1 protein-coding gene is annotated in these 21081 nt (G+C 65.6%); it reads right to left on the reverse strand.

All coding sequences use genetic code 11. The features are described 5' to 3' along the window. Positions 1–41 precede the first annotated feature (41 nt). Positions 42–20945, reverse strand: coding sequence for a non-ribosomal peptide synthase/polyketide synthase (locus ACOQFP_RS23905; RefSeq protein WP_421585746.1), 20904 nt, complete (start codon positions 20943–20945; stop codon positions 42–44). Positions 20946–21081 lie beyond the last annotated feature (136 nt).

Genomic DNA, 21081 nt, shown 5'->3' on the forward strand with positions numbered 1-21081 from the left:
CCTGATCGATCCACGTGCACAACCGGCGAGCTCGGCTTTCGTCACGACGACGCGATCACCGACTCCGCCCGTTCGATCAACGATGCCAGAGCGGTCGACAGCCCCTCTGCACCGAGGGCGGGCAAGATGCCCGGAATCAGTGCCGACAAGGTCACCGTCACCAGAGCCTGCGGCTTCATCGACGAGCCCATCGTTGCCGACATCTGCGACAGCTTGTCCTCGAACACCGAGAACGTCAGCTGCGTCGTTCCGTGTTCGAGAGCGACCGCATCGGGTGCGACGGCCGCTGCCCCGGCCACGAGTTCGGGCAGATCGTCCACAGTCTTGGGCTTGGTGCGCGGCGCGAACTCCGCCTTCTCCTCCTCGGACAGGATGTCGATGGACCGCAGCACCACATCGGGATCCGAGACCACGGTGTGCAGGATCCGCAGCAGGCGCTCTGCGAACGTCGCCACCGACGATTCGTCGAGAATCGACGTCGCGTAGGTGAAGGTCGCCTCGATGTCCTGCAGTGCACCGGTGTCGTCGAATGTCTCGACGGCGGTCAGCTGAAGATCGAATTTGGCCTGGTCATCGCCCGCAGGCAGCGCGTTCACCTGCAGACCCGGCAACTCGAACGTTCCGGTCACATGGTTCTGGAACGTCAACATCGCCTGGAACAACGGCGTGTACGCGCTCGACCGCGCCCGGCCCAGTGCGTCGACGAGCCGCTCGAAGGGGACGTCAGCATGCCCGAATGCCGCGAGGTCCTTGTCCTTTGCCTGCTGCAGCAGCTCGACGAAGGTCTCGTTCGGGTCGATCCGGGTCCGCAGTACCAACGTGTTGACGAACATGCCGACCAGGTCGTCCAACTGCTGCTCACCGCGACCGGCGGTAGGCGTGCCGATCGTGATGTCGGACGAGTTGCTCAATCTGCCGAGCAGTACGGCGAATGCACTGTGCACCACCATGAACGTCGTCGCCGCGTGTTCACGGGCGATCTTCTCGATCGCCGATGCGATCTCGGTGCCGAACGAGAACTCGTACGAGGCACCCTGCATCGTTGGGCGCGGCGGGCGCGGCCGATCCAGCGGAAGTGTCAACTGTTCCGGCGCTCCGGCCAACTCCTCCGTCCAGTACGCCAGTTGCTTCGAGAGCGGACTGTCGGGATCGCTCTCACTGCCGAGCACCTCTCGCTGCCACAGCGCGAAGTCGGCGTACTGCACCTCGAGCGGAGTCCATCCGGGCATCTCCCCCGCGACCCGTGCGGTGTAGGCCACCATGACATCGCGGATCAGCGGGCCCATCGAGAAACCGTCGGCCGCGATGTGATGTGCCACGACGGCGAGGACGTACTCGTCATCGCCTGCCTGCAGCAGTGCCGCTCGAATCGGCACGGCCTTCGTGACGTCGAATCCGGTGCCCAGAATCTCGGTCAGTCGAGACACGACGGCATCCGGTGCCACCGGCTCGGGTGTCAGGTCGACCCCGACCTCGGCCACGGCCCCGATCTCCTGCACGGGCCCGTCCACCGAATCCGGGTAGGCCGTGCGCAGGATCTCGTGGCGGGCGAGTACGTCCTCGAATGCCCGACGCAGGGAGTCGATATCGAGTGCGCCGGTCAGCCGAACCGCCACGGGAATGTTGTACGCCGACGAGCCGGGATCGATTCGGTTGATCGTCCACATTCTTTCCTGGGCAATCGAGAGCGGCAGCATGTCCGGCCGCTCACGGACGGTCAGTTCTCGGCGCGCACCGCCGCCGACCAATGGGGCGATGTGCGCGGCCAAACCGGCGACGGAGGACGCCGCGAACACCGCACGAACGGGAATCTGCGCATCGAGCGACTGGCCCAACCTCGAGACCAACTGCGTTGCGATCAGGGAGTTTCCACCGAGAGCGAAGAAGTCGTCGTCGAGACCGACGCGGTCGAGACCGAGCAGTTCCGCCACGGTCGCAGCGACGATCTCCTCGATCGGGTTGACCGGGGCGCGGAACTCGGCGGCCTCGAACTGTGGTGCAGGCAACGCTTTTCGATCCAGCTTGCCGTTGGCGTTGAGCGGAAGCGCCTCCAGGACGACGAACGCATCCGGAACCATGTACGACGGCACCGCGCGAGCGAGTTCCGTCTCGACGACTCCCACCTCTACTACGGCTCCGGCCCGTCCGACGACGTAGGCGACCAACTGGTCCCCCATCGATTCGCCCGAGTACACGAGCACTGCAGCCTCCGCCACCGTGGCCTGAGCCCGCAGAGCGGACTCGATTTCGCCGAGTTCGATGCGGAACCCGCGAATCTTGACCTGGAAGTCGGCGCGCTCGATGTACTCGAGGCGAGCTGCTGCCGGTACACCGTCGACCAGCGGCACTCGCCAACGCACGAGGTCGCCGGTGCGATACATCCGAGAACCGTTCGCGTCGAACGGATTCGCCACGAATCGCTCCGCACTCAGGTCCGGCCGTCCGAAGTATCCGCGCGCGAGCTGCGCTCCCGCGAGGTAGAGCTCTCCACTGACCCCGGCAGGCACCGGATGCAGGCGGGAGTCGAGAACGAACACCGTGGTGTTGGCCTCGGGCACACCGATCGGCACGGTCACCGTGTCGTCGTCGGTGACCGGATGCGAGGTCACCGACACCGCGGCCTCGGTCGGGCCGTAGAGGTTGTGCAGCTCGGCGGAACCGTTGTGCCGCCGGAAGTCCTGCGCCACCGCTGCGGGTAGTGCTTCACCGATGGCCAGGACCCGTCGCAGCTCCGGTGACAGCTCACCCGCGGCGACGGTGCCGAGCATCGACAACATCGACGGCACCAGATGCAGCGTCGTCACCGCGTGCCGACGGACCAGCGCGAGCAGGTAGTCGGGATCGCGATGTCCGTCTGCGTTCGCAACGACGAGCCGTCCACCCGAGGTCAGCTGTGACCAGAACTCCCACACCGACAGGTCGAATGTCGCCGCGGTCTTGAGCAGCGACGCATCGGTCTCGTCGAGGCCGTACTCCTCGCGCATCCAGTTCAACTGGTTGACGACGGCACCGTGCGAGACGGCTACGCCCTTGGGCCGACCGGTCGAACCGGAGGTGAAGATCACGTAGGCCGTGCTGTCAGCGCAGAGCACTCCGCCCCGCTCGGAGGACTGCACCGGCGCAGCGGAGTAGCTCGCGAGATCGAGCTGCGTCAGATCGACGACCGTTGCCGCAGCGGAGATCTCCGGCCCGACGGCACCGGAGGTCAGTACGCACAGCGGAGCTGCAGTCTCCAACACGAGCGCGTTGCGTTCGGCCGGCTGGTCCGGATCGATCGGGACGTAGGCTCCACCGGCCATCGAGATGGCGTACATGCCGACGAGCAGATCCACCGATCGCCGAATGGCAAGCCCCACCGGCACTTCGGGTCCCACACCCAGGCCGATCAGGTGGCGGGCCAGGCGCGACACCCGTTCGGAGAATTCGCCGTACGTCAGCGTGCCCTCGTCGTGCACGAGAGCGGTGGCGTCGCCGTGGCGCGCTGCCGAGTCCACGAACAGATCGACGAGCGTGCCGCTACCCGCGGAATCGAAGTCACGGTCGGTGTCGTTCCACTCGTCGACGATCGCGGGCAGCTCACCGTCGAGGAACAGGTCCAGGTCGCCGACCGGGGTCGACGGCGAGGCCACGACGGCGTCGAGAACCGCCTCGAAGCGTGCGACGACCGAGCGTGCGGTGCCCTCGTCGAACAGATCGGTCGCGTAGGTCAACAACGCATCGAAGCCGCCCGGTGCCTGGTCGTGGCGCTGGGCCTCCTCGTCGCTCGGGGCGTCGGAGACGATCAGGTGCAGGTCGAACTGCGAGGTTCCGGTCTCGGTATCGAGTGCCGAGATGTCCAGTCCGTCCAGCTCGAATTCTCGCCGCGCGAAGTTCTGGAACGAGAAGCCGACCTGGAACAGCGGGTGGCGCGCCGTCGACCGGGTGGGGTTGACGACCTCGACGAGCCGCTCGAACGGTATGTCGGAGTTCGCGAAGGCCTGCAGATCGGTTTCTCGAGCTGCGTCGAGGAGGTCCTCGAAACTCGCGTCGGCCGCTACGTCGAGCCGCAGCACCAACGTGTTCACGAACATGCCGACGAGGTTTTCGATGTTCGCTTCACCGCGACCCGCGATGGGGGTTCCGACGACGATGTCCGGCGATCCCGACAGGCGCGAGAGCAGCACGGCGAACGCCGCGTGCACCGCCATGAACACCGTTGCGTTGTGTGTGCGCGCCAACTCGGTCAACCGAGCGTGCGCAGCCGCGTCGATCCGGAATTCGACGCGACCGCCCCGGAAGGTCTGCTCGGCGGGACGCGGCCGATCGAGCGGTAGTTCGATCTGCTCGGGCAGCTCCGCCAGAGCAGCTTCCCAGTACCGAATCTGTTGCGCAGCAATCGATTCGGAGTCTTCCTCGGAACCGAGAACCTCGCGTTGCCACAGTGCGTAATCGGCGTACTGCACCGGCAGCGGCGCCCACGCCGGATCCGAACCGCGGGTCCGCGCCGCGTAGGCGGTCATGACATCGGTGGACAGCGGCATCACCGACAGACCATCGGCACTGATGTGGTGAATGACCATGCCGAGTACGAATTCGGTGTCCGAGACTCGGAAGAGCGCGGTCTTCAGCGGAACCTGGGTCGTGACGTCGAACGTCGAGGCCAGCAGCTCCAGAACTCGCGCGGTCACCGACTCCGCATCGGTCTCGATCACCTCGAGCGTGGTGGGCACCTCCGACATGGGCACGATCACCTGATGCGGGCCCTCGGGTGAGTCCGGGTACACCGATCGCAGAGTTTCGTGACGCTCGATGACATCGGAGACGGCGCGCTGCAACGCGTCGACGTCCAGGCGTCCGCTGAGTCGAAGCGCGAACGGGATGTTGTACGCCGTGGACTCGGAATCGAAGCGGTTGAGGAACCACATCCGCTGCTGCGCGAGCGAGAGCGGAACTCGACTCGGGCGGGTCGAGGCCACCAGCGCCGGCCGCGCAGCCGCGCCCGAACCCTGCTCGACCCGGGCTGCGAGAGCCGCGACCGTCGGGGCCTCGAACAGTGCACGGACGGGAACGGTCGTGTCCGCTGCAACACCCAGCCTGGACACCACCTGAGTTGCCACCAGCGAGTTGCCGCCGAGCTCGAAGAAGTCGTCGTCGAGACCGACGCGTTCGACGCCGAGAACGTCGGCGAACACCTCGGCGACCATCTCCTCCACCGGAGTGACCGGAGACCGGAACCGACGAGTGCGCGCGGCGGGCTCGGGCAGGGCCCGGCGGTCCAGCTTTCCGTTGCCGGTCAACGGAATTGCGTCGAGAACCACGAAAGCCGAGGGCACCATGTACTCGGGAAGGTTCTGCCCGACCGCCGCTCTGACGACGTCGACGTCGATGGTCGACTCGGCTGCGGGAACCACGTAGGCCACCAAGCGGGTGGCACCTGGAGTGTCCTCACGCACGATCACCGCGGTCTGCCCGACGGCAGGAGCGGACGCGACGGCGGATTCGACCTCGCCCAGCTCGATGCGGAAGCCGCGGATCTTGACCTGGTCGTCGGCGCGGCCGACGAACTCGAGCTCGCCGTCGGTCGACCACCGTGCGACGTCACCGGTGCGGTACAGCACGGATCCGTCGGCTGCGAAGGGATCGGCCACGAATCTCGTCGCGCTCAATCCTGCTCGCCCGAGATACCCGCGCGCGACCTGACCACCGGAGACGTACATCTCCCCTGGAACGCCCGCGGGTACCAGCGACAGACGCGAATCCAGTACGTATACCGACAGCCCGGAGATGGCGCGACCCACCAGCGATCCCGATGCCTGCGCCGCGGACTGCGCGTCCACGACGCGGTGCGAGACGTGGACCGTGGTTTCGGTGATGCCGTACATGTTGACCAGTTGCGGGGACTCGTCTCCGTGCCGCTCGAACCAACCGGCCAGTCGCCGCAGCTCGAGCGCCTCGCCACCGAACACGATGTACCGCAACGAATAGTCGGCGGCCGAGCCTGCGGTGCGATCGACCTGATCGAGCTGATAGAACGCGGACGGAGTCTGGTTGAGCACGGTGACACGCTCACGAACGAGCAGCTCGCGCAGAGCTTCCGGCGACCTGGACGTGAAGTAGTCGACCACGACGACGCTACCGCCGGTGGTCAGCGGACCCCACAGTTCCCACACCGAGAAATCGAACGCGAAGGAGTGGAACAGAGTCCACACGTCGTCGCGGCCGAAACCGAAGTGTCGCTGGGTGTTCGCCAACAATCGCACGACGTTGCGATGCGGGATCAGCACGCCCTTGGGCTTACCCGTCGAACCCGAGGTGTAGATGACGTAAGCAGCACCGGCTGCGGTCGCCGGAGTCGGATCGACGGCCGCGAGGACGTTCTCGGTCGCCTCGGCGTCGATATCGATCCTGGGCAACTGCTCGGGAAGCGCCACCTCGACACCGGACCACGTGAGTACGGCCACCGGACGGGAGTCGGTGAGCACGAACTCGATTCGCTCGGCCGGGTACGACGGATCGATCGGGACGTAGGCACCCCCGGCCTTGAGCACCGCGAGCAGTGCCACGACGAGATCGGCGGTACGTGGCAACACGACGGCCACCAAGGTCTCCGGTCCGACCCCCTGAGCGGCAAGGATTCCGGCCAGTGCCGTCGAGGACTCGTCGATCTCTCGATAACTCGAGGTGGCGCCCTCGAACACCACCGCGGGAGCGTCGGGGTCCTCGGCAACCCGAGCGGCGAACAGGTCGACGATCGTGTCGAGCGAATCGGCGACGGCGGGCGCGTCCTGGGCGAGTGCGAGCACTCGAGCGCGTTCGGCTTCGTCCATCACCGGGACGTCGCCGATTCGCTGTCCCGGATCACGTGCCACGGACTCGAGGACACCGATCAGCCGCTCACCGATCGTGCGCGCCGTGGTGTCGTCGTACAGGTCGCGGGCGAAGGTGACATCGATGGTCATGCCGCCGTCGACGTGGTTGTCGGTGAACGTGAACTGAACGTCGAACTTGGCCGTCTCGACATCGAGGTCGACGGCGCGCACGCTCAGACCGGGCAGTTCGAGCTCGGTCTGCTCCATGTTCTGCACGGTCAGCATCACCTGCACGAGCGGGTGACGAGCCGCCGAACGTGGTGGATCGAGTACCTCGACGAGGCGTTCGAACGGCACCTCGGCGTGGGCGAACGCCGACAGGTCGGTTTCGCGTGCCCGAGCCAGAAGTTCGGTGAACGCGCCGCCGTGATCGATATCGGTCCGCAGCACCAGCGTGTTGACGAACATTCCGATGACGTCGTCGAGGGCTGCCTCACCGCGCCCTGCGACCGGAGTACCGATCGCGATGTCGGTCTCGCCGGACAGACGGGCGAGCAGCACCGCCAGCGAGGAATGCAGCACCATGAACAGCGAGCTCTGGTTGGCGTGGGCCACGTCGACGAGGCGAGCGTGCGTGTCCGCGTCGAGGGTCAGCGTGATGTTGCCGCCGCGGTACGAGGACCGGTCCGGGCGGACGCGATCGCCGGGGAAGGTGATCTCCTCCGGCAGCGAGGACAGTGCGCGAGTCCAGTGCCGAATCTGATTCGAGACCGGTGACTTCGGATCCTCCTCCGAACCGAGAACGGCCTGCTGCCAGAGGGTGTAGTCGACATAGCGGACCGCGAGCGGGACCCAATCCGGCTCGGTACCCGCGCTGCGGGCCGCATACGCGACCATCAGATCTCGGGTCATCGGCCCGACCGAGAAGCCGTCGGCAGCGATGTGATGGGTGACGAAGACCAGAACGTGTCGGCTCGGCTCCAGCTCCAACAATGCGGCGCGGAGCGGGGGCGCTCCGGTGACATCGAATCCGCTCATCGCCAATTCCATCAGCGCTGAAGGTAGTTCCTCGGCGGTGGTTGGACGCGGTAGCAGATCGGGAACAACCTGCGCTGCCGGGACGATCACCTGAGATGCGACGCCGTCCACCTCCGGGTAGACCGTTCGTAGCGACTCGTGTCGTTCGATGACATCGGCCACTGCCGCCCGCAGAGCCACGATGTCGAGGTGGCCGCTCAGTTCGATGGCGACGGGGAGGTTCTCCGTCGCGGACTCGGGATCGAACCGGTTGAGGAACCACATCCGGCGCTGCGCGAGCGACAGAGGTACCACGTCCGGCAGATCGGTACGCACCAACGGAATTCGACGGCCCGAACCCGAGAGTTCATCGAGCCTGGCTGCCAGCGCGGAAACCGTCGACGCCTCGAAGATGGTCCGAACGGTCACCGTGGTGTCCAGTGCCGCACCAATTCTCGACGCCACCCTGGTTGCGACGAGTGAGTTACCGCCGAGGGCGAAGAACTCGTCGTCGGCACCGACCACGTCGATGCCCAGCACATCGCGGAACACCTCGGCGACCACGAGTTCGGAGGTCGTCGCAGGCGCGCGGAAGGCACGCTGTTCGATGTTCGGCTCCGGTAGTGCGCGCCGGTCGAGCTTGCCGTTGGGCGTCAACGGAAGTGCGTCGAGTACGACGGTCGCTGCCGGGACCATGTATCCCGCCAGCGAACGCGAGGCGAACTCCGTCAGTTCGGCGACGTCGACCGTTCCGCCGATCGTCGGCACGACGTAGGCGACCAGTTGATCGCCGGTGGACGCGGTCTGCCGAACCAGTACTACGGCGGACGCCACGGAGGTGTGTCGACGAAGCACGGTTTCGATCTCGCCGAGTTCGATCCGGAGTCCGCGCAGTTTCACCTGGAAGTCGGTGCGGCCCAGGTATTCCAATCGTCCGAAGCCGTTCGACGACGAGCGCCACCGCACGAGGTCGCCGGTGCGGTACATGCGTTCGCCCGGTGCGCCGAACGGGTCGGGAAGGAATCGATCGGCCGTCAGATCCGCTCGCCCGAGGTATCCGCGCGCCAGCTGGACGCCCGCGAGATACAGCTCACCTGCGACTCCTGGAGCGACCAGCGACAACCGTGCGTCGAGGACGTAGGTCCTGGTGTTCCACACCGGAACCCCGATCGGTACCAGGTCCACGTCCGACTCGGAGACCGCGTGGTAGGTGACGTCGACCGCCGCCTCGGTCGGGCCGTAGAGATTGTGCAGCGCAACGCCCGGCAGCACGCGTCGAACGCGGTCGCCGACCTCTGCAGGCAACGCCTCGCCGGAGGCGAACAACATCCGCAGCGAGGCGGCGGCGGTGGACCCGTCGGCGGCCGCGACGGACACGAAGACCTCGAGCAGCGAGGGCACGAAGTGCGCCGTGGTGACTGCGTGGGCTTCGATCAGCGTGAGCAGGTACTGGGGATCTCGGTGCCCGTCCGGCTTCGCGATGACCAGCTGTGCACCGATCTGCAACGGCCAGAACAGTTCCCAGACCGACACGTCGAACGTGACTGGGGTCTTCTGCAGCACGACATCGTCGGCGGCGAGCTCGTATTCCGACTGCATCCACATCAGACGGTTGACGATCGCCTCGTGCGACACAGCCACACCCTTGGGGCGGCCGGTCGAACCCGAGGTGAAAATGACGTACGCGGGGTTCGACGGAGACAGCGCGCGGATTCTGTCCGAGTCGGTGATCGGGCCGTCGGAGAATTCCGACAGGTCGAGGGTGTCGATGGCGATCACCTCGACCCCGCCTGCCTCCACTGTCTCTCGCGAGGTGGTGAGCACGCAGATCGGCGTTGCGGTGTCGAGTATGTGATCGATGCGCTCGCTCGGCTGATCGGGGTCGATCGGCACGTACGCGCCGCCGGCCGCGACGATCGCATGAATTCCGACGAGCAGTTCCACCGAGCGACGGGCGGCGATGCCCACCGCCGTCTCCGGGCCGACGCCACGGCCGATCAGGAACCGCGCCAGCCGGGCCACCCGCGCCTGAAACTCGCCGTAGGTGACGGTTTCGTCTCCGAATATCAGTGCAGGGGAATCTGGTTCGACTGCTCGACCGAGCGAGGCCAATGTCTGTGCTCGATCGACCGGGTGATCGGTGTCGTTCCACTCGACCAGAACTCGGCTTCGTTCGGCGGGATCGAGAAGATCGATGTCGCCGACCACCGTCGAGAGGTTGCCTGCCACGGCTTCCAGCACCGCGATCAGTCGCTCGCCCAGCGTCACGACCGTCGATTCGTCGAACAGATCGGTTGCGTAGGTCACATCGACGGTCATGCCCTGCGCGGCACCGCCCGGTCCGATGGATTCGACGAAGGTGAACTGCAGGTCGAACAACGCGACCAGGGTCTCGAAATCGACCCCGGATACCGACAGACCCGGCAGTTCGAGATCTTTCTGCCTGAGGTTCTGGAACGCGAGTACCACCTGAACGAGCGGGTGACGCGCCGTGGATCGGGCGGGGTTGAGGATCTCGACCAACCGCTCGAACGGCACATCGACGTGCGCCAACGCAGACAGGTCGGTCTCTCGGGTGTCGGCGAGGATTTGATCGAATCGACGTGCCGTATCGATCTCGGTGCGCAACACCAGAGTGTTGACGAACATGCCGATCAGGTCGTCGAGCGCGGCCTCGCCACGACCGGCGACCGGGGTACCGATGGCGATGTCGGTTTCACCGGACAACCGTGAGAGCAACACCGCGAGCGAGGTGTGTACCAGCATGAACAGCGAGGCATTCTCGCGACGGGCAGCGTCGATCAGCGATCGGTGCAGATCCTCGTCGATGGAGAAACGCACCAGCGCACCACTGTTCGACGCCACCGCGGGCCGCGGACGGTCCGACGGCACGTCGAGTTGATCGGGCAGGCCGGCCAATGCGCTTGTCCAGTAGTCGATCTGCTGCGAGACGACCGACTTCGGGTCGTCCTCCGAGCCGAGCACCTTGCGTTGCCACAGGCTGTAGTCGGCGTAGTCCACCTGAAGCGGAGACCAGTAGGGGTCCTGGTTCATCGACCTCGCCGCGTACGCGTTCATCACATCGCGGGTCAGCGGACCCAGCGAGAAGCCGTCGGCCGCGATGTGGTGCACGACGAACACCAGTAGGTGCTCGGTCGGGCTGATCTCGAACAGCCGGGTCCGGAACGGCAGATCCTTCGACAGGTCGAATCCCGTGGTCGCCAGCTCGCGCATGGCGTCGGACACCTGGTCTGCGGAGATGTCGATCGGCGTCAGTTCCGGTGTGGCCGAGTCTGCGTCGACGATGACCTGATGCGCCGTGCCGTCGGTCTCGGGGAAGACCGTGCGCAGCGATTCGTGCCTGGCCACCACGTCCGCCACGGCGATCTGCATCGCCCGACGGTCGAGCAGCCCGGACAGCCGGACGGCGATCGGAATGTTGTTGGCCGCCGATTCGGTGTCGAACTTGTTGAGGAACCACATCCGCTGCTGGGCGAGCGAAAGCGGGATGTGCTCCGGCCGCTCCTGCGGCACCAGAGCCGGCCTGCTCCCGGTGGCGACCAGAGTGCCGAGCCGGGCAGCGAGATCGGTCACCGTCGAGGCGTCGAACAACTCCCGGACCGCGATTCGAGTGTCCATGGCGACACCCAGTCGGGAGACCAGTTGCGTTGCAATCAGAGAGTTTCCGCCGAGTTCGAAGAAATCGTCGTCCAGGCCGACCCGCTCGATGCCGAGCACCTGCGCGAAGACCTCGGCCACGGTGCGCTCGATGTCGTTGGTCGGCTCTCGATACTCGGTGACCTCGAATTCGGGATCCGGCAATGCCTTACGGTCGAGCTTTCCACTCGCACCCAACGGGAACTCGTCGAGCACGATCAGCGTCGACGGCACCATGTACTCCGCCAGGCGGGAGCGCAAGTTCGCCAGCACTGCCGTGGTGTCCACCGATACCCCGGCAGGCACGACGTAACCCACGAGTTGTTCGCGTCGGACCACGACGACTGCCTGAGCAATCGGTCGCTGAGCCAGCAGAGCCGACTCGATCTCACCGAGTTCGATGCGCAGGCCGCGCAACTTCACCTGGAAGTCCGAGCGGCCGACGTATTCGAGTTCGCCGGCTCGGTTCCAACGGACGACGTCTCCGGTGCGGTAGAGCCGTTCTCCGTCCGCAGAGTACGGATGAGCCACGAATCGATCTGCAGTCAGGTCCGGTCGTCCCACGTAGCCGCGGGCCAACTGTGTGCCCGCGAGGTAGAGCTCACCGGCGACTCCGACCGGTGTGGGCTGTAGACGCGAATCCAGTACGTAGACGGCAGTGTTCCACACCGGAGCGCCGATCGGCATCACCTCCGAATCCTCGTCGACCACCTCGTGATAGGTGACGTCGACAGCAGCCTCGGTGGGTCCGTACAGGTTGTGCAGTGACACTGCACGCACGGCCCGGCGCAGATCGCGCGCGGTGGTGGGAGGGAGAGCCTCACCGGAGGCGAATACCATTCGCAGCGACGCGCCCGAGGCACGGCGGCGCTCGACCTCCGGCACGAACACCGACATCATCGACGGCACGAAGTGCACCACCGAAACCTGTTCTCGAGCAATGACATCGAGCAGGTAGGCCGCATCGCGGTGACCGTCCGGGAGAGCGATAGCCACCGAAGCGCCGTTCTGCAGCGCCCAGAAGAACTCCCACACCGAGACATCGAACGTCGTCGGCGTCTTCTGCAGCACCACGTCCGCCGCGGTCAGTTGGTACTCGTGCTGCATCCACAGCAGCCGGTTGACGATGGCCTCGTGGGACACCCCGACACCCTTGGGCCTACCGGTCGATCCCGAGGTGAAGATCACGTACGCGGTGTTGCTCGCGCGCAGTGGTGCGATGCGGTCGGTGTCGGTCAGCGGGGTCGAGGGCAGGTGCGACACGTCGAGAGTGTCGATGTCGATCGTCTCGACGCCGTCGAACTCCACGTGATCGCCTGTCGTGGACAGCACCCGGATCGGCGCGGCGGTCTTCACGATGTACTCGTTGCGATCGGCAGGCTGCATCGGATCGACCGGGACGTATCCGGCACCCGCCTTCACGATCGCGTACATACCGACGAACAACTCCACGCTGCGCCCGATGGCGAGCCCGACCAGCGAATCCGGCCCCACTCCGAGCGAGATCAGAGCTCGCGCAAGGCGATTGACCCGCGCATCGAACTGGGCGTACGTCAGTCGCTCACCCTCGAACACCAGCGCAGGAGCGTCGGGGCTGTCGGCGACCTGACGGTCGAACAGATCCACCAACGTCACGTTCTTCGGCACCCGGTGTTTGGTGTCGTTCCACTCGGTCACCACACGTTCGCGCTCGCCGTCGTCGAGCAGGTCGATATCGCCCACCGCGACCGTCGGATCGGAGACCACTGCGGTCAGCATCCGCACGAACCGTTCGGAGAAGCCGCGAACGGTGTCGGCATCGAACAGGTCGGTGGCGTACGTCAGTTCGGCGGTCATTCCCTGCCCGCGACCGTCGACCCCGATCGATTCCGTGACCGTCAGCTGCAGATCGAACTTCGCCACCTCGGCGTCGAGAGCGACACTGTCCACCGACAGGCCCGGTAGGTCCACGTGTGTACGGGTGAGATTCTCGAACGAGAGCATCACCTGGAACAGCGGGTGCCGAGCCTGCGAGCGCGATGGATTGAGCACCTCGACCAAACGCTCGAACGGCAGATCTGCATGGCCGAAGGCCCCGAGCGCCACCTCTCGTGCTCTGCCGATCTGTTCGGAGAACGTGCGCCCGGAGTCGATGTCGGTGCGCAGCACGAGGGTGTTGACGAACATGCCGACCACGTCGTCGAGGGCTGCGTCGCCGCGGCCCGCGACCGGAGTTCCGATCGCGATGTCCTCGGTGCCGGACAACCGTGCCAGCAACACTGCCAGAGCAGCATGTACCACCATGAACAACGAGGCATTGTGCGTGTGCGCCAGTGCGGACAGGCCGCGGTGCACCTCGGCCGGTACCTCGAATCGAATCGAGGACCCTTGGTACGACTGACGATTCGGACGCGGCCGATCGGTCGGCAGATCCAGCTGATCGGGCAGGCCCGCGAGTATGTCGGCCCAGTAGTCGACCTGACCCGAGATCAGCGACTGCGGGTCGTCCTCGGAACCCAGAACCGAACGTTGCCACAGGCTGTAATCGGCGTACTGCACATCGAGCGGCATCCACGCCGGGTTCTCCCAGGCAGTACGCGAGGCGTACGCGATCATGAGATCTCGCGCCAGGGGCCCCATCGACCAACCATCGGCCGAAATGTGGTGCACCACCATGGCGATGACGTGCTCGCGTGGACCGATCTCGAACAGCCGAGCCTGGATCGGGACGTTGACGGTGACATCGAACGTCGTCGATGCCAGCGTGAACACCTGCCGCTGGATGTCGGTCGCCGAGGTCGGGATCGGCATCAGGTTCGGCACCGTCTGGGCGGCGTCGAGAATGGTCTGCTGCGGGCCCCGTGCCGTGTCCGGATACACCGTACGCAGAGACTCGTGCCGGTCGATGACATCCATGATCGCGACCTGCAGAGCCGCGACATCGAGTTCACCGGTCAACCGCAGCGCGAAGGGAATGTTGTACGCCGTGGAATCGGCGTCGAAACGATTGAGGAACCACATCCGCTGCTGCGCGAGCGAGAGCGGAATTCGCTCGGGCCGAACGGTGGCGACCAGCGCGACACGCCCGCCCTCCCCGGCCGCCTGCTCCACCCGGACCGCCAGCAGCGCGACGGTCGATGCCTCGAACAGCATGCGCACCGGGACGGTCGCGTCGAGAGCGACTCCCAGCCGCGAGACCACCTGCGTGGCGATCAGCGAGTTGCCACCCAACTCGAAGAAGTCGTCGTCCAGTCCGACGCGCTCCACACCGAGGACGTCGGCGAAGACATCGGCAACGATCTCTTCGATCGGCGTTGTGGGGGCGCGGAATTCGCGTACCTCGAACACCGGGGCGGGCAGAGCTCGGCGATCGAGTTTGCCGTTGACGGTCAGGGGGATCGCGTCCAACACGACGAACGCGGACGGCACCATGTAATCCGGAAGGAGTTCGGCGATACCGCTTCTGAGGTCCTCGAGATCGACGACCGGCTTGCCCTCCGCTTCCGCGGAGACCACGTACGCCACCAGTCGCGCGGCACCGGGCGAATCCTCCCGCACGACGACGGCAGCCTGGGTGACGGTCGGGTACGCGGTCACCGCGGCCTCGACCTCGCCGAGTTCGATGCGGAATCCGCGAACCTTGACCTGATCGTCCGAACGTCCGAGGTATTCGAGCTCGCCTGCGGCGTTCCATTGCGCGAGGTCACCGGTTCGGTACAGCAGAGAACCGTCCTCGGACTTCGAGGCGAAGGGGTTCGCCACGAAGCGAACCGAGGTCAGCTCGCGGCGACTGAGGTATCCGCGTGCGAGTTGTCCACCGGCAACGTACATTTCACCGGGAACGCCGACCGGGACCGGGTGCAGTCGAGTGTCGAGCACGTACACGCGCAGACCGGCGATCGGCTTGCCGACGACCGAGGCGCTGGTGCCGACCGAGGAGGACCCGAGGGCCTGGAACGACACGTGCACCGTGGTCTCGGTGATGCCGTACATGTTGATCAGCTGCGGAGTCGTGTCGCCGTGCCGCTCGAACCATCCGGTGAGCCGCCGCTGCTCGAGCGCTTCACCGCCGAAGATCACGTAGCGCAGTGACAGCTCACCACGTGCGGGCGACGCGGCGCGATCGGCCTCGGAGAGTTGATAGAACGCCGATGGCGTCTGGTTGAGCACCGTCACCTGCTCGTCGACGAGCAGGGTGTGGAAGGCCTCGGGCGAACGAGAAGTGAAGTAGTCCACGACCACCAGAGTCCCGCCGTACAACAGCGGACCCCACAGTTCCCACACGGAGAAGTCGAACGCGTACGAGTGGAACATCGTCCAGACGTCCTCGGAACCGAAGCCGTACACCGAATCGGTGTTGGCCAGCAGCCGCACCACGTTCCGGTGCGGAACCATCACGCCCTTGGGACGACCGGTCGAACCGGAGGTGTAGATGACGTACGCGACATTGTCGGGGCGTAGTGAACCGAGGCGATCGTCATCGGTCACTCGGCTGTCATCGACTGTGGACAGATCGATCGTGTCGATATCCAACAGCGATGCGCCGGTTCGGGATTCGAGGTCCGCGGGCAGCTCGACCGGATGGGTGCCGGAATACAGCACCGTCGTCGGGCGCGCGTCGTCGAGCATGTACTCGACGCGGTCGAGCGGGTAGCTGGGATCGACCGGCAGGTAACCTCCGCCTGCCTTGATCACCGCGACGAGTGCGACGACGAGCTCCGCCGACCTCGGCAGGGCTACGGCCACCAGACTTTCGGGGCCGACCCCGTGGGAGATCAGTATTCGAGCAAGGCGATTGACGTGTGCGTCGAACTCGGCGTAGGTCATCGACGTGCCGTCGAAACGCACCGCGACGGACTCCGGGACCTTCGACGCCGCAGCATCGAGCAGATCGACCAGCGTCAACTCACGAGAGACGTCCTCTCCTGAGACGTTCCACCGCGAGACCACGGACTCGTACTCGGCGGCGTCGACGATATCGACGTCACCGACCGGGACGGTCGGATCGGTGGTGACTGCGTCCAGAATCGCGAGGAAACGCCGCGCGAAACTCTCGACGAGTTCCGCATCGAACAGATCGGTGGCGTACTCGAACACCGCGTCGATCCCCGCGGGCACGCCGTCGTCGAGATGCTCGGTCAGCCACAGTTGGACGTCGAACTTGGCGATGGGGACGTCGAACTCGGCAGCCACCGCGCGCAGATCGCCCACGGTGAGCTCACGTGACATTGCCGATTCCAGTGAGATCGCGACCTGGAACAGCGGATGCCGCGACGTCGAGCGCACCGGGTTGAGCACCTCGACCAGACGCTCGAACGGCACGTCCGCGTGAGCGAACGCGGACAGGTCGGTCTCGCGTACGCGAGCCACCAGTTCCTCGAAGGTCAACGCCGGGTCGACATCGGTACGCAGCACCAGAGTGTTGACGAACATGCCGACCAGGTCGTCGAGTGCGGGCTCGCCGCGGCCGGCCACCGGTGCTCCGATGGCGATGTCGGTGGTACCGCTGAGCCGAGCGAGCAACAGCGCGTAGGCCGACTGCACGACCATGAACAGCGAAGCATTGCTCGTCCGAGCCAGGTTCGCCAACGAGGCATGCAACTGCGCCGGGATATCGATGCGCAGCTTGCTGCCTGCATTCGAGGACACGGCGGGCCGAGGGCGGCTGGTCGGCAGTGCCAGCTGATCCGGTAGGTCTTCGAGAGTTGCGCTCCAGTAGGCGATTTCACGGGAGGCCAAAGAAAGCGGATCGGTCTCGGGGCCGAGCACCGCGCGTTGCCACAGTGCGTAATCGGCGTATTGAACCTCGAGCGGCGTCCACTCGGGTGCGCGTCCCTTGACTCGACTCGAGTAGGCCACCAGCACATCGCGTGCCAGCGGACCGAAGGATGCACCATCCGCGGCGATGTGGTGCAGCACCATGGCGAGTTCGTGATCGGTCGGCGAAATCTCGAACAGCGCGATGCGGAAGGGGGTGTCGACGGTGACGTCGAATCCCTTCGAGACCAGTTCGTGCAGATGGCTGCCCAGCTCGCGGCGTTCGATACGAACCGGCACGATTGTCGCCGGGGTTCGCGCCGCCGTCAGTACGACCTGTTCGGGTGAGCCATCGACCTCCGGGTAGACGGTACGCAATGTCTCGTGCCGATCGACGACATCGGCGAACGCGGCCGACAATGCCACCACGTCGAGCGGGCCGGTGAGCCGAACGGAGAACGGCAGGTTGTAGGCCGCGGTCGTGGAGTCGAACCGGTTGAGGAACCACATCCGCTGTTGCGCAGGCGAAAGCGGGATCCGCTGGGGTCGTTCTGCGGACTCCAGCGCGGGGGTTTCCACCCCTCGACCTGCCGCCGATTCTGCTCTGGCCGCAAGTGCACCGACCGTCGGAGCTTCGAACAACTCGCGAACTCCCAGCCGCACTCCGAGCGCAGCGCCTACCCGGGTCACCAATTGGGTGGCGATGAGCGAGTTACCGCCGAGCTCGAAGAAGTCCTCGTCCAGACCGACCTTGGAGGCTCCGAGCAGATCCTCGTAGATGCCTGCGACCACGTAGTCGGCACGACTGCGTGGGGCCCGGTACTTCTTGGCGCTGCTGAACACCGGTTCCGGCAACGCTTTTCGATCCAGCTTTCCGCTGGTGTTGAGCGGTAGCGCATCGAGGACGACCACGGCGGCAGGCACCATGTAGGACGGCAGCGCATGCCCTGCGAATTCGATCGCCGCGGCGGATTCGACGGAGTGTCCCGGACTTGCGACGACGTAGGCCACCAGCTGGTCGCCGGTGACCGTCTGCACTACCAGGGTCACTGCCTGCGAGATCGATTCGTGCGAGAGCAGAACCGTCTCGATTTCACCCAGTTCGATGCGTTGTCCGCGGAACTTGACCTGAAAGTCGGTGCGGCCGATGTAGTCCAGCACTCCATCGCTACGCCAGCGCACGAGGTCGCCGGTGCGGTACATCCGCTCGCCGCCGACACCGAAGGGGTTGGCCACGAAGCGATCCGAGCTCAGATCGGGTCGACCGACGTAGCCTCGCGCAAGCTGGACTCCGGCGAGATACAGCTCGCCCGCTTCACCGATGGGAGTGGGGCGTAGCCGACCGTCGAGAACGAATGCCCTCGTGTTCCACTCGGGGACGCCGATGGGAACGGTGCGGGTGTCCTGCGGGCCGCTGGGGTGATAGGTCACCGAGACGGCGGCCTCGGTCGGCCCATAGAGATTGTGCAGCCCCGCTCGGCACATCGCGCGGAACGACGCCGCCGTCTCGACCGGAAGGGCCTCACCGATCACGAAGACATGGCGCAGCGAACCGCAGGTGTTCGCAGGCGCGTTGGCGACGAACACCGTCAGCATCGACGGTACGAAATCGGTGACCGTGACCCGGTGTTCGGCGATCTTGTTCGCCACGTACACCGAATCTCGATGCCCGTCGGGTGTCGAGAGCACCATCGTCGCCCCGACCCGTAGCGGGAGGAAGAATCCCCACAGCGAGACATCGAACGTGGTGGCGGTCTTCTGCAGATAGACATCGGAGCTGTCCATCGGGTACTCGGCGAGCATCCACTCCATCTGGTTGTGGATTGCCGAATGCTCGACGGCTACGCCCTTGGGTCGTCCGGTCGAGCCGGAGGTGTAGATGACGTAGGCGGTGTTCGACAGCCGCAGTGGCGCAGTGCGTTCGGCGTCTCGAACCGGTGCCGTGGACTGCGAGGTGTAGTCGACGCGATCGACCTCGACCGTCTCGGTTCCCGCGGGCAGTTCCACGTCGTCACGCGAGGAGACCAGAACACATCGGGGTTGCGCGGAGTCGAGAATGTACGCCGTTCGCTCGGCAGGATGGTCGGGATCGATCGGTACCCAGGCACCGCCTGCAGCCACGATCGCGTACATCCCGACGACGAGGTCGAACGAACGTCGGATAGAGAGTCCGACCAGTGTCTCGGGGCCGACACCCATGTCGATGAGCTGGCGGGCGAGACCGTTCACGCGGGCCGAGAGTTCCCCGTAGCTCAGCCCCTCGCCTTCGTACACCAGCGCGGTCGCGTCGGGATGTGCGGCCGCCGCCTCCTCGAACGCGGACAGCAGCGTGAGCGGGACGGTCTCGTGATCGGTGGCGTTCCATTCGGTGACGACCAGATCGCGTTCGCCGCCGTCCGTCAGCGCCAGATCCCACACGCGGTCCTTCGGCGCGGACGCGACGAATCGGTCGAAGAAGTCGACGAATCGGTTGTGGTTTCGACCGGCCTGCTCCGACCCGTACAGGTTGGGATTGGATTCGAAGTCGATGTGCGTGGTCGACCCGGCCACGCTCGTGTACAAGTTCAAGCCGAAGTCTTCGATGAGGCCGGTGGAGAGGATGTTGATGCCGCCGACCATCGATCCCAGACGCACCTCGCCGAAGAACAGCATGATGTTGACCCACGGGCCGAAGAACGAGGCCTGGCCGCTGGCACCGCCCGCGTCGCGGCGGATGTCCTCGTGTCGATATCGCTGGTGTCGCAGGGCTCCGGACACTTCTGCATTGACCCGTGCGAGCAAGGTCTCGACGGTGGTGTCGGCCGCCACGTCGAGGCGAAGCGGCACGACGTTGGAGACCATTCCGCCGGAGCGGCGAAGTACCGCGGTGGTGCGCGCAGTCACCGGGAGCGAGAGAACGACGTCCTCGCGGCTGGTCATCTGTGCCAGGTACGCGGCGAATGCAGCGATGACGATGGTGGCCATCGTCGTGTCGGTCCCGGCGCGCAGAGCTTCGAGCCGCTCCATCGTCTCGGCCGACAGACCGGTGCTGTCGATCTGACTCCGGGCGGCGGGCGCAGCAGTATGCCCGGCCAGGGTGGTGACCCCGTCGATCCCGTCGATGCGCGAGGCCCAGTATTCGCGATCGGCCTCGAAGCGAGTCGAGCCGCGGTAGGCCACGTCGATGTCGTAGACCTTGGTCAGATCCGAGGCCAGATTCTTGCTCGGCTCGGTGCCCTCCACTGCCGCGGTGTAGAGCTCCGCCGCACGGTTCATGAAGGTGACGGCACCGAAACCGTCGAGCACCACGTGGTGCACGCGCTCGTACCAGAACCACACGTCGTCCTCGAGCCGCAGGACGGTGGCGGCGATCAGGCGGTCACGCAGAATGTCGATCGGGGCGCTGTAGTCGTCGTGCATCCACGCCAGAGCGGCCGCCCGCGGATCTGCCTCGTCGCGCAGATCGAGGTAGTTCAGGGAGTCGTCGAGAGTGGGGTCGACCAGCTGTCGGGGCTCGGCGTCGATCTCCACGAGGCGCACGAATCCGGACTGCAGTTCGAGCGCAGCCTGGGAGGAGGCGCGACGCAGAAGCTCCACATCGAGATCGCCGCGCAGTTCGATGTACTGGGCGATGTTGGCAGGTACCGAGGGGTCCACATGCTGGGCGAACCACATCCCCAATTGGGCCGGCGACAGCGGGAACGACGAATGCTGAGGATCGACTGCCTTGTCGTCTCGTCCAGCACCCTCCACACCTAGCGGGTCCAATCGAAGCCTCTCTTTCCCACAATCACACGCGCCCCCACCTGCTGCCGGACGGGCAGCGATCGGTGGGCACCGAACACATCGAGCACAACGCTTACTTCGTTCTCTATTTTCTCACCGGAAACAACTGGAAGTTACC

Source organism: Rhodococcus sp. MALMAid1271, from assembly GCF_049195265.1.
Classification (GTDB): domain Bacteria; phylum Actinomycetota; class Actinomycetes; order Mycobacteriales; family Mycobacteriaceae; genus Rhodococcoides.